Annotated in this window: 11 protein-coding genes and 2 pseudogenes; 8 read left to right on the top strand and 5 right to left on the bottom strand. The window is 40.5% G+C overall.

Translation table 11 applies throughout. The features are described from left to right. Positions 1 to 56: 56 nt before the first annotated feature. Complete coding sequence (locus XEN7305_RS01510; RefSeq protein WP_006507553.1) at positions 57 to 1,730, top strand: FAD-dependent oxidoreductase; 1,674 nt, start codon at positions 57 to 59, stop codon at positions 1,728 to 1,730. Positions 1,731 to 1,756: 26 nt separating this feature from the next. Here the strand turns inward: XEN7305_RS01510 and XEN7305_RS01505 are convergent, their stop codons facing one another. Continuing rightward, the gene (locus XEN7305_RS01505) at positions 1,757 to 2,473 is read right to left on the bottom strand and encodes an arylesterase (RefSeq protein WP_006507552.1); all 717 of its coding nucleotides are present in this window, start codon (positions 2,471 to 2,473) and stop codon (positions 1,757 to 1,759) included. A gap of 21 nt (positions 2,474 to 2,494) precedes the next feature. Continuing rightward, positions 2,495 to 2,884, bottom strand: coding sequence for a hypothetical protein (locus XEN7305_RS01500; protein WP_006507551.1), 390 nt, complete (start codon positions 2,882 to 2,884; stop codon positions 2,495 to 2,497). A 55-nt stretch (positions 2,885 to 2,939) separates the two neighbouring features. On the opposite strand from XEN7305_RS01500, the gene XEN7305_RS01495 reads away from it, so the two are divergent. Beyond that, entirely contained in the window at positions 2,940 to 3,218 is a 279-nt protein-coding gene (locus XEN7305_RS01495) for a DUF6439 family protein (RefSeq protein ID WP_006507550.1), read from the top strand. 47 nt (positions 3,219 to 3,265) lie between these two features. Here XEN7305_RS01495 and psb32 read toward each other — a convergent pair whose 3' ends face one another. Further along, positions 3,266 to 3,982: a photosystem II repair protein Psb32 gene (psb32, locus tag XEN7305_RS01490; protein WP_006507549.1), complete on the bottom strand. Its 717-nt coding sequence runs from the start codon at positions 3,980 to 3,982 to the stop codon at positions 3,266 to 3,268. A gap of 248 nt (positions 3,983 to 4,230) precedes the next feature. Here psb32 and XEN7305_RS01485 point away from each other — a divergent pair, with 248 nt between their 5' ends. Continuing rightward, the gene (locus XEN7305_RS01485; protein ID WP_006507548.1) at positions 4,231 to 6,078 is read left to right on the top strand and encodes a GGDEF domain-containing response regulator; all 1,848 of its coding nucleotides are present in this window, start codon (positions 4,231 to 4,233) and stop codon (positions 6,076 to 6,078) included. Between the two features lie 15 nt (positions 6,079 to 6,093). Here the strand turns inward: XEN7305_RS01485 and purM are convergent, their stop codons facing one another. Next, a complete protein-coding gene (gene purM, locus XEN7305_RS01480; RefSeq protein WP_006507547.1) occupies positions 6,094 to 7,116 on the bottom strand; it encodes a phosphoribosylformylglycinamidine cyclo-ligase in 1,023 nt (340 codons plus the stop codon). Positions 7,117 to 7,711: 595 nt separating this feature from the next. Between purM and XEN7305_RS30205 the strand changes: the two are divergent. Beyond that, positions 7,712 to 7,993 (top strand): annotated as a pseudogene (locus tag XEN7305_RS30205) (septal ring lytic transglycosylase RlpA family protein); the annotation flags it as partial. 168 nt (positions 7,994 to 8,161) lie between these two features. Here the strand turns inward: XEN7305_RS30205 and XEN7305_RS01470 are convergent. Beyond that, positions 8,162 to 8,395: a hypothetical protein gene (locus XEN7305_RS01470; RefSeq protein ID WP_006507545.1), complete on the bottom strand. Its 234-nt coding sequence runs from the start codon at positions 8,393 to 8,395 to the stop codon at positions 8,162 to 8,164. A gap of 173 nt (positions 8,396 to 8,568) precedes the next feature. Here XEN7305_RS01470 and XEN7305_RS01465 point away from each other — a divergent pair, with 173 nt between their 5' ends. The 4 genes and pseudogenes from XEN7305_RS01465 to XEN7305_RS01450 all read left to right on the top strand — a co-directional run bounded on the left by XEN7305_RS01465 (position 8,569) and on the right by XEN7305_RS01450 (position 11,180). Further along, positions 8,569 to 8,793 (top strand): hypothetical protein, encoded by a 225-nt coding sequence (locus XEN7305_RS01465; protein ID WP_006507544.1) that lies wholly within the window; start codon positions 8,569 to 8,571, stop codon positions 8,791 to 8,793. A 45-nt stretch (positions 8,794 to 8,838) separates the two neighbouring features. Further along, positions 8,839 to 9,399, top strand: coding sequence for a YcaO-like family protein (locus tag XEN7305_RS01460; RefSeq protein ID WP_006507543.1), 561 nt, complete (start codon positions 8,839 to 8,841; stop codon positions 9,397 to 9,399). Further along, positions 9,398 to 9,812 (top strand): annotated as a pseudogene (locus XEN7305_RS30200) (hypothetical protein); the annotation flags it as partial. The gene XEN7305_RS01460 and the pseudogene XEN7305_RS30200, both read left to right, overlap by 2 nt. A 39-nt stretch (positions 9,813 to 9,851) precedes the next feature. Next, positions 9,852 to 11,180 carry an IS4 family transposase gene (locus XEN7305_RS01450; protein WP_006507541.1) on the top strand — a complete coding sequence of 443 codons (1,329 nt, stop codon included), beginning with the start codon at positions 9,852 to 9,854 and terminating at the stop codon, positions 11,178 to 11,180. Positions 11,181 to 11,269: the final 89 nt, after the last annotated feature.

Here is an 11,269-nt window from a genome sequence, read left to right as displayed (position 1 = left end):
CCTCATCCCTCATCCCTCATCCCTCATCCCTTAGGAAATCCCTCATCCCTTAGATAATGTCTAAACCTGCAATTGTTACTGTAGATGACGATTTAGAAGTATTACAAGCGATCGCGCGTGATCTAAGAAAGCAGTATGGCGATCGCTTTCGGATTATTCGCGCCAATTCTGGGGCCTCGGCAATTGAAACTTTAGAACAACTGAAGCTCCGCAATGAAACAGTTGCCCTCTTGGTTAGCGACCAAAGAATGCCTGAGATGAATGGCGTCGAATTTATTGAACAAGCAACCGTCATCTTCCCTGAAGCCAAACGGGTCTTGCTAACTGCCTATGCCGATACTGACGCTGCGATTCGAGCAATTAATTCGGCCAAACTAGATTACTATCTGCTCAAACCTTGGGACCCCCCTGAAGAACAACTATATCCGGTACTTGATGATTTACTGGATGATTGGTTATCGGTTTATCGTCCAGACTTTGCAGGAATTAGAGTTATTGGCGATCGCTGGTCTCCTTGCTCCCATAATGTTAAAGATTTCCTTGCCCGCAATCAAATTCCCTATCAATGGTTGGATATTGAACGGGAAGCCGAAGCTCAAAGATTAGTCGATTATGCGGCAAATAACGGAGAGAAACCCCAATTACCTTTGGTTATCTTAGGTGATGGTGCCCAATTACAACAACCCACAACCCTTGAGTTGGCAGAAAAAATCGGCTTGCAAACCCAGGCCGAACAACCTTTTTATGATCTAGTAATTGTCGGTGGTGGTCCCGCAGGATTGGCAGCAGCTGTATATGGTGCTTCTGAAGGGTTAAGCACTGTCATGATCGAAAAACAAGCCCCGGGAGGACAAGCCGGATCTAGCTCTCGGATTGAAAACTATCTCGGGTTTCCCGTGGGGCTGAGTGGTGGAGATTTAGCCAGGAGAGGAGTCACTCAGGCCAAAAGATTTGGCGTCGAGATTTTAACTCCCCAAGAAGCGATCGGGGTCAGGGTCGAAAATTCCTATCGCATTGTGACCCTTGCTGATGGTAGTGAAATCACTTGTCATGCCTTGTTGCTCGCGACGGGGGTATCTTGGCGTAGATTAAATATTTCAGGTTGTGAAAAACTTACAGGAAAAGGTATTTACTACGGGGCCGCCAAAACAGAGGCGATCGCCTGTAAAAATGAGCAAATATATTTGATTGGAGGTGCAAATTCAGCAGGACAAGCTGCTATGTATTTTTCTCAATACGCTAGCAAGGTAACAATGTTAGTGCGAGGAGAATCTTTAACTAAAAGTATGTCCCAATATTTAATTGAGCAAATTGCCGCGACTCCCAATATTGAAGTAATGGTGCACACTGAGGTAGTAGCGGCCAAAGGAGAAAGTAACTTAGAATATATTACTTTATTGCATAACGACACCGGAACGACAGAAACTGTTGATGCAAAATCTTTGTTTATCTTTATCGGCGCCCAGCCTGCCACTGATTGGCTAGATGGGGTCGTGATGCGAGATGAACGAGGTTACATCATGACAGGTGCTGATTTAAAGCAGAATGGTAAACGCTGCCCTGGTTGGCATAAAGAACGCGAGCCTTTTTTGTTAGAAACTAATGTCCCAGGTATTTTTGTTGCGGGAGATGTGCGCCATCAATCGGTGAAAAGAGTGGCTTCTGGGGTGGGCGAAGGTTCGATCGCCATTATGTTCATTCATCGTTATTTGGCAGAAGTTAGAGCATGAACGCTATTAACGCTATTTAGTCACTCCTATTCATTCCATCCTGATTTTTTGCTTAAAACAGCTGGGAATGTTGCCTCCTCCAGCACAGGCTTCAAAGCTCTAGCAATTTTCTCGGCTAATATTTCCTGCCCGATCGCGTTGGGATGGATAATATCTTGTTGTCGATGTTGAGGATTATCAATAATTCCTTTGAGAACTTGAGGAATTAAATAGGAACCAGTTGACTCGGCGACATTGTGGTACAAGTCTTTATATTCATCTGTAAATAAACCTAAGTTCATCCCCAAAAGAACCGTAATCGCGTTTTCCGTTTGGATTTGAGATATGATTGCCCTCAAATTTTGTTCTGTTAAGGTCTTGGGTACCTTCTTTAAAAAATCATTGCCGCCCAAACCGATAATCACCATCCAAGGTTTTTCCGTTAGAACATCTCTTGATAATCTGGCTAGAGCGTCCGCGGTTGTATCCCCACTGACACCACGGTTAACAATAGGTAAATTTATTTTTTGACTGAGAAGAAAGGGGTAAGCTTGTTGAGCTGGCAAACCATAACCAGCAGTAATACTATCGCCTAAAACTATTATCTGTTCGCCTGTTGCACTATTGATATTAGTGATGTTGACAATTTCACTTTGACAACCATTAAGCAAAACAATGCAAGTGCCAGTAATGGTAGCTAGCCATATTTTTAAGCCATGACTTCGCCAAATCTTTTGCCTGAAAAATAATAAAATATTAAACATTAAAGCCTCTTTTTGACAGTGTTATCCGGCAATAGATTTTAATAGCCAACCGATCGCAATTCCCAACCCTCCAAAACGCACAGCCTGCCAAAATAAATCAGGCAGTAGCACACTTTCTAAATTGATTTCTAATTCACTAATTTGTTGTTCAATATCTTTCAATTCAGTTTTGATCGGTTCTCTTTCAAAGTTACTAGCTTTTTTTTGTTCCAACTCTTGTTTATGCTTCACTAGTTCTGCATGTCTTTGCCAATCCTGTTCAACCTGCAAATAGCGCGTTCTAAGTTCTTCGAGGGACTGTCCCACTTCAGTTAGGATCTGGGATATTTCGCGATCGCTTTTAGCCGCAGCAGAATTTTCCTGATTTTCTAAATGATTATTGGAGTTAGAGATAGATTCGTTACTAGGCATTTTAAAATTTATTAGAATTAAAAAAATAGGCACAAAATATCCACGATATTAACTCATGTTAGAAAATACCCAGCTATCTCAAAAAACATCCTTGGAGAATCTCTCCAATTTAGAACTAGCCCAAGCCTTAGCCGAAAGACTAGCAATTTCCCATCAAGATTGGCATCGCCTCAAAGGCAATCGCAAAGCTCAAGCAGCTCAGCAACTAGCATCAGCATTTGTTTTTCTCCTCAAAGAACAACCTGATTCGGCTTTAACTCATCTTAATCAAGCTCAGGGATGGTTAGACCGTTCTCTAAAAGCCCCACCTTGCCCAGAACACGGGACAAAGTAGCAGGGCAAAACCAAGGTGCTAGGTTTAACCTAACACCTAAATAAGTTTTACATAACGTAGAGGAAATAGGTCACCATCGGGATTACAGTAGCCAAAATCAGCAAAACAATCACCCAAGTAAAAGCAATTCCATCATCAGTTTCTTCGGCAGAAGAGAAAGTGCTAGCTACTTGAATCGTTTTCTCTATAGCAGGTGGACCAGGATCTGCTTCTCCAGAAAGTACAGCCATCAAACGATCGCTAGCATCAAGAAAAGCTTGATTATATTTATTGCCATTTCTGAGATCATAACCTACCGTTTCTTCAACCAAACTCTCCGCAATTTCAGGCTTCACAAGCATCCTTGCCGCATCTCCAGTTCTCAAGGCTGCGGTGTTGGTTAGAGTGTCCATCACCAATAAGGTTTGATTGCTTTTGTCTTCCTCACTGGGATACCAATTAGCAAATAGTTTGTCGGCTAGAGTATTAATGGTTTCTCCATAATCTAAACGGCGAATTGCCACCATTCGAATTTCTTGACCAGTTGCTTTTGCTAAATCTTTAAAATCGCTGCTAAGGGAACCCTGAGTCGCTAAACTAATTTCATTTGCTAGATCAACAACCCAAATATCTTTGGCCATAGGATTATTTGGCAACTCATAAAGACCAGTTGCTATTGCTGGGTTAGCTAAACAAAAACTAGCAAATAACATAATTATTAGACTCATCAAAGGGTTTTTACCCCAGGATCTAGTTTTTGGCCTTAGCCGCAAATATTTTTTCATAGTTATAGATTTTGTAGTTCGGATTAGTATCAAAATAATATTTTGACAATATTATCCCATCAACTGCAACGCAAGACCCCTTGCTAAATATATTTTACATAAAAACGTTTATCATAGGTCAAAGCATGTTCGCTTATGAAAGCAAACATGTTTTTTGCAGAAAAATATTAATATCTATTAACATCCATATAATATCTATAGTATATAGGTATTAGTAATTTTTCCCTCGAAATCTCTGGTTTAAGCTCTTGAACACTCTGAACACTCAGCCTTCTCAAACAAAAATTCTCCTTGTTGATGACACTCTCCAAAACTTGGAGTTACTTTCTGATTTGTTGAAAAGAAAAGGATTTAATGTTCGTTGTGCAATAAATGGTTCAGTTGCATTGGGGGTTGCTCAATCTGGTTGGGCAGATCTGATTTTACTTGATATAAAAATGCCTGAAATAGATGGCTATGAAGTCTGTAAACAGCTAAAAAAAAATGCAAACACGAGAGAGATTCCTGTGATTTTTTTGAGTGCTTTAGACAGTATTTTAGATAAAAAACAGGCTTTCGCCGCAGGAGGAGCAGACTATATCAGCAAACCTTTTCAGATTGAGGAGGTTTTAGTTCGAATTAATAATCAACTCGCGATCGTGGCCGCGAAGCAGAAAGTTTGCCAGCTAAATTTAGAATTAGAGCAAAGAGTTCGTGAACGTACCAGCGAACTGGAAAAAACGAATCAACAATTAAAAGAAGAAATTGTCCAACGCAAAAGAACTCAAAAAAAACTTTTGTATTTGGCAATGTATGATCCCCTTACGGATTTGCCCAATCGGATTTTATTCATGCAGCGCTTGAACAACCTGCTTCAACAATTGGCACAAGATCGGCTTCCTTTCTTTGCTGTCTTATTTCTTGACTGCGATCGCTTTAAGTTAATTAATGATTCTCTCGGTCATTTTGTAGGAGATCAAGTTTTAAGTGAAATAGCTCGTCGCATCAAAATTTGCCTCAAACCCTCTGATACCTTGGCTCGTTTTGGCGGTGACGAATTTATGGTTCTTTTGTCAGAAATGTCTGATATCAATCAGGCTTCTCGTGTCGCCCAAAAAATTCAAAATCAACTCCAACTTCCCTTTGAAGTTAATCGTCATCAATTATTTATCAGTGCTAGTATTGGCATTGTCCTGGGGAATGAAAATTATAAGCTAGCAGAGCATGTTTTGCGAGATGCCGATACGGCTATGTATCAGGCCAAAAAAAGAGGAAAAGCTTGCCATCAGGTTTTTAATCCCAAAATGCACCGCAACGCTTCTAAAAGGTTAAAATTAGAGACTGATTTAAGATTAGCTCTCAAGCGCGAGGAATTAGCAGTTTACTATCAACCAATCATTGCCCTCGATACAGGATCTTTGATTGGATTTGAAGCTTTGGTCCGTTGGAATCATCCCAAACGGGGTTTTGTTTCTCCTGTCGAATTTATTCCAGTTGCCGAGGAAACGGGATTGATTGTTCCTCTCGGTTTATGGGTGATGCGCTCAGCTTGTCAGCAGTTCCGCATCTGGCAGCATAAGCATTCAATTCAACAATTAAAAATTAGCGTCAATCTTTCTGTCAAACAGTTTTATCAACCAGATTTTATTGAGCAAATTGATCGCATTCTCCAAGAAACACAACTCGACAGTCAAAATTTAAAGCTAGAAATCACAGAAAGTGCCATTGTCGATAACGCAGAATCAGCAACGCTGTTGTTTCAAAAACTCAGACAAAGAGAGATTCAATTAAGCATTGATGATTTCGGTACTGGCTATTCTTCCCTGAGTTATCTCCATCGTTTCCCGGTCAATACTTTAAAGATTGACCGTTCCTTTGTCAGTCGTATTGGCAAGGATGGGGAAAATTTGGAAATTATTCAAGCCATTGTCACCCTAGCAAAACAGTTGGGCATGACAATAGTTGCTGAGGGTATAGAAACTACTCAACAAAAAGATTATCTCAAAGCTTTAGACTGTGATGAAGGTCAAGGATATTTATTTGCGAAACCCTTGCCAACCCAGGAAGTAGAAACCATTTTTGATAATCTAGATTCTTTAGTTACCATGAATGTTTAAAATCACACAAGACTGCTATGCGACTACTAACTTGCCATCGCCCCCAACTACTCGACCAATCTCATAGGCAGCAATATTCTGTGAATGAAACCATTCTTTAGTGACATCAACCTGTTCTGGATTGACCAAAACCACAAAACCAATACCCATATTGAAAGTTTCTAGCATTGCTTCTGACTTGATATTTCCGATATCGGCTAACCAACGGAATATGGGTAGGATTTCCCAACTATCCAAATTGACGGCAATAGATTGATTTTGACTTAAGCAGCGGGGTAAATTTTCTGGTAAACCCCCACCAGTAATATGGGCCATGCCATGAACCTCAATGTCACTGGCCAAAAGCTCTAAGATTGGTTTGACGTAAATTTGAGTTGGTTTCAGTAACTCTTCCCCTACACTTATTCCACCTAAAATTCCAGGTTTACTATCCCAAGCTACATCTTGAGAATCTATAATTTTGCGAACCAAACTAAATCCGTTACTATGAACTCCTGAGCTGGCTAATGCGATCGCAACATCCCCTAACTCAACTTGGGAACCATCCAAAAGCTTGCTTTTTTCGACTACTCCTACACAAAAACCGGCAATATCATATTCTCCTAATTCGTAAAATCCCGGCATCTCTGCGGTTTCGCCTCCCAGTAAAGCGCAACCGCTTTGGCGACAACCTGTCGCTACACCTTTGACAACCTGGGCTAATTGTTCTGGTTTAAGTTTTCCTGTAGCTAAATAGTCTAAGAAAAACAATGGCTCAGCTCCACTGGTCAAAATATCATTGACACACATAGCAACTAAATCAATCCCGACAGTCTCGTGACGATTGAGCACCTGGGCAATTTTAAGCTTAGTTCCCACTCCATCTGTCCCCGAAACCAATACTGGCTGTTGATAACCTGTTGGTAACTCAAAACAACCGCCAAAACCACCTAATCCTCCCAACACCTCAGGGCGAAAAGTACTTTGCACGTCTTGACGGATTTGAGTGACAAAATCTCTTCCTGCTTCAATATCGACACCAGCGTCTTTGTAATCCATAAGTAATTGTGCTTAAACAAAAATAACTGTTAATGACCGCCATTTAGCAACTTAAAGTTAATATCTAACAGAAAGAGGCAACAATATCTCCATAGGTCGGTCACTAGATTACAACTATTTTCTCAGATTTCCGTCTAAAACTGACAATTTATAAGTCGAGGGTCAATACTTCTTGTTTAAAGACTTCTTGTTTGAAGACTGAAAAATGGGGGCTTAGGGCATTAGGGTTTTGGGGCACAACGACAGATTGAAGTTACTAAGACTATTATCAGCATTTTTACAATTCCTTGTTACAGTGTGACATTGTAAAGTTAATCAAAAGTATTTTTGTGGGGAGTTGAAGTAATATAGGCCGGGTTTTTTTTGTCTGCCTTGTATTACTTGTGAATTATTTTTGTCTATGAATTTAAGAAAAATTAAAGCATTTAACACAGCATTCTTTCTCGGCCTAAGTTTTATTTCTCTGGGACTAGGTAATATTGCAACGGCAGCTCAAGTTGAAAGTAGCGCCCCTAAGAAGATAGTCAGTGAGAAACTCAACCTTAATTTTGATTTTCAGCCAGGAGTAGAAGTCGCCAACAGAGCAACCTATAGTGGACAAGCATCTTGGTACGGCCCCGGTTTTCATGGTCGTCGTACAGCAAATGGAGAAGTCTTTAACTCTAACGCCTTAACGGCAGCTCATCGCAGTTTACCTTTTGGCACTAAAGTTCGAGTAACTAATGTCAATAATGGTCGTTCTGTTGTGGTGAGAATCAATGATAGAGGGCCTTTTTCTGGCGGAAGAATTATCGATCTTTCTGCGGGTGCGGCTCGTAGTATCAATATGATTAATAGTGGCGTTGCTCCTGTTAGAGTTGAAGTTTTAGGAATTTAATTGGTTTCGCCCCCACACCGCAGAGCAGGGTTGTTTCAATATAGACAAGTCATGAAAAATAGAGACTTAGGGGAATAGGGAATTAGGGAAAAATGAAACAGCTCTACGCAGACAAAGGGCGTGATAGTTTATAAGGACATGGCATGGGCGGTGTCCTTTGTTTTTTTGTCAATTCAAAAAATTCTGTTCCAGTTGATCTTTGTAAAGAGCTTGTAAGAAGTTTTCTAGTTGCTCTTGGCTACTACATTCAATCAGACTCTGAAATATTTCCAGCATTCTCGCGGCACTATCTCCATGAATGGGATTGAAATCCCAAATATCCTGCACCCAGTCTGACGGCTCTATTTGCTCGAAAATTATTCGTTCCAAAAGTTGTTTCGCTTCTTCTTTAGAAATAGTCATTGATTAATATCCTAAATATCCTAAATATATTTGAGCGTTTCCGATTCAATCTTAAATATTAAGGAATATATGAGATTGTTTGTTGATTATAAGGAGTTTAACCCAAACTTGATCTTAGTCCCCTTTCTCTGCCAACAATAGTATTGCTACTGTCAAAAATAATACTCAGCCTCATGCTAGATAGACCATGCTTTAAGCCTTGTTATACTGTCACAACTATCAAACCAGACCAAGTCTTTATCCTATCTGAGAGAGAAAATATATATCTAAGCGATCGCTTTTCCTATCTAGTAGCTTCTTTAATCGACGGACAACGCAGCAGCGATGAAATTATCGAGGCAATTCAAATTCAGCTTTTACCCACAGAGTCAAATCCAGACAAATCCTTTCTTTTCTAGCAAATTCTCGATGCCAGTATCAAAGTTCAAGCAGCTTTATTTCAAATGGCAAAAGCAGGTTACATCGTCGAACAAAATGATACTCTACCGGCAAATTTAATCAGTTTGTGCCATGATCTCAAAGTTAATCCCCATCAAGCTGCTCAAAGATTACAAACCACAAAAATAGCTGTCCAGACTTTTGCCGATCTAGAACCAAAAGATATGGTTGCTAGTTTACAAGCATTAAATATTCAAGTAATCAATCAATTAGACTCGGAAAAACCGGATTTAACTGTGGTTTTAACCGATGATTATCTAAACCCAGATTTAGAACAGTTCAATCAAGAATCATTGCGATCACGAAGTGCCTCGCCTTCAGCGAGATCGCAAATTCCCTGGCTTTTAGTCAAACCAGTAGGCACCATGATCTGGCTTGGCCCGCTCTTCAATATTGAACGTTATTCAGGAGTGTTCCAAGGTTATGAGCCGCGAATTGTCGCTAGCTATCAAGAACTGGGAGCACAAGCGATACATCCTAATCAATGTCTGAATTTTAGTCAACAACAGTATGAAACTAGAGCCGAATGGAATATTTTCACCGTCAATGTTTTATTTCCCTTGTAATCCCCAAACAGTTCTCAATGAATTATTATGTTGGACAAATGGTCAACCTTTTTTGAGCCAAAAACTCTGTCAGTTTATTCGTAATAGCTCAGCTACTATTCCCCTTAACCAAGAAGAGGAATGGATTGAGAATTTGGTACGAACCAAGGTAATTGAGAATTGGGAATCCCAGGATGAGCCTGAGCATTTAAAAACTATTCGCGATCGCATTATATAGCGAACAAGCGATCACTCTTCTAGAACTCTATCGACAAATTTTGTATCAAGCTACAATTGCTGTAATTGATAGTTCGGAAGAAAGAGAATTAGTTTTGTCAGGGCTAGTGTTGAAACAAGAGGGTACTCTACAAGTTACAATACCTTCGCCAAATGAGAAACGGAATTTGGGAGTGAAGTCAAGAGGGCTTTTATAGGAAACTAGGTTTTACCGAAACGAAGTTCCAACAAAGCCCATGCCAGAAATTTTAACACTCCTGAGTTGCTTGACATTTGATCTCAATAGCACCAGCCTGAAGCATCTGAGTATAATAATTCAAGCAATGTTAGCTATGACTGGTCGAGTAACGATGCTGGGGATATCGCGCTGGGCAGGAAAAGGAGGAAGCTATCGAACCATTCAAAGATTTTTCTCCAGCCCACAGAACTGGCCAACGTTAATGTGGGTGTTCTTTCGCACCCATTGCTTTTGTCCCAAACAACAGTACGCAATTGCTGGGGATGAAGTGGTAACCACCAAATCGGGACAAAAAACCTACGGATTGGATTGGTTTTTTTCTGGTTTGGCACAGCGTCCGGTGAAAGGATTGGCCTTCTTTGCATTATCTCTGGTGAGTTTGGAGCAAAGACAATCTTACCCCTTACGCATTGAACAGGTTATTAAACCCATAAAACCAGCGAAAGCTTCTTGCCAAGAACCTTCAAACCAGACCAAAAAGAAGCGGGGTCGTCCTAAAGGGTCTAAAAGCAAGGATAAAACTCAGGTAAACCTTTCCCCCGAACTTTTGCAGATCCGAGGCATGCTCTCGGCTTTGCTTACTACCATCGGAGGCGGCATTCGTCCCGAATATTTGCTTCTCGATGGCAAGTTTGGCCACAACGCTGCGATGCAAATGACTCGTCAGATGGGCTTACATCTAGTGAGCAAGTTGCGTTATGACAGTGCTTTATTCTTGCCGCCTCTTGGCACTGATTCCCGACGTAAATATGGCGATAAACTTAATCCACATCAGATATCTCAAAAATTTCTCTGCCATCGCACCACTGAAGAAGACTGGCGCACAGATATCTATCAAGTTCACCTACTCCATAAAGAGTTCTCTCAGCCCCTTAATGTGGTAATTATTCTCAAAACCAATATCAAAACTCAACAACAAGGCCATGTCCTCTTATTCTCTAGTGATTTAGAACTTCCCTACAATCAGCTCATCGAGCTCTACTCCTTAAGATTTCAAATTGAATTTAATTTTCGTGATGCCAAGCAATTTTGGGGCTTAGAGGATTTTATGAATATCTCCCAAACTGCTGTGACTAATGCGGTGAATCTTTCTTTCTTTATGGTCAATTTCTCCCGTCGGCTCAGAAGAGAGTTTCAATCTCGTCACTGTCCGCAGTTTAGTTTCCTCGATCTCAAGGCATTATATCGCGCTTTCAAATATGTCGATGAAGTGATTAAATTACTTCCGCAAAAACCGGAGTCCATTTTATTTTCTCGCATCTTGAACCAGGTTGCTAACCTTGGGGCAATTCACTCTGTTAGAGTTCCTGATATTACACCTAAATAACATCCGAAACTAGTTAGCATTATCTCCCTCCTGCTCAAAACCTCTTGACTAGGGGTTCTTTCTCTGTTCTTTTTTTGGCGAAGATATTG

This window comes from Xenococcus sp. PCC 7305 (genome assembly GCF_000332055.1).
In the GTDB taxonomy this organism is placed as follows: Bacteria; Cyanobacteriota; Cyanobacteriia; order Cyanobacteriales; family Xenococcaceae; genus Xenococcus.
This window is presented reverse-complemented; position numbering and strand designations above follow the sequence as displayed.

What these genes read in the sequence shown, in the direction of transcription:
- XEN7305_RS01510 (WP_006507553.1), top strand. Translation starts at nt 57, where the DNA reads ATGTCTAAACCTGCAATTGTTACTGTAGATGACGATTTAGAAGTATTA.
- XEN7305_RS01505 (WP_006507552.1), bottom strand. Translation starts at nt 2,473, where the DNA reads ATGTTTAATATTTTATTATTTTTCAGGCAAAAGATTTGGCGAAGTCAT.
- XEN7305_RS01500 (WP_006507551.1), bottom strand. Translation starts at nt 2,884, where the DNA reads ATGCCTAGTAACGAATCTATCTCTAACTCCAATAATCATTTAGAAAAT.
- XEN7305_RS01495 (WP_006507550.1), top strand. Translation starts at nt 2,940, where the DNA reads ATGTTAGAAAATACCCAGCTATCTCAAAAAACATCCTTGGAGAATCTC.
- psb32 (WP_006507549.1), bottom strand. Translation starts at nt 3,982, where the DNA reads ATGAAAAAATATTTGCGGCTAAGGCCAAAAACTAGATCCTGGGGTAAA.
- purM (WP_006507547.1), bottom strand. Translation starts at nt 7,116, where the DNA reads ATGGATTACAAAGACGCTGGTGTCGATATTGAAGCAGGAAGAGATTTT.
- XEN7305_RS01470 (WP_006507545.1), bottom strand. Translation starts at nt 8,395, where the DNA reads ATGACTATTTCTAAAGAAGAAGCGAAACAACTTTTGGAACGAATAATT.
- XEN7305_RS01465 (WP_006507544.1), top strand. Translation starts at nt 8,569, where the DNA reads ATGCTAGATAGACCATGCTTTAAGCCTTGTTATACTGTCACAACTATC.
- XEN7305_RS01460 (WP_006507543.1), top strand. Translation starts at nt 8,839, where the DNA reads ATGGCAAAAGCAGGTTACATCGTCGAACAAAATGATACTCTACCGGCA.
- XEN7305_RS01450 (WP_006507541.1), top strand. Translation starts at nt 9,852, where the DNA reads ATGCCAGAAATTTTAACACTCCTGAGTTGCTTGACATTTGATCTCAAT.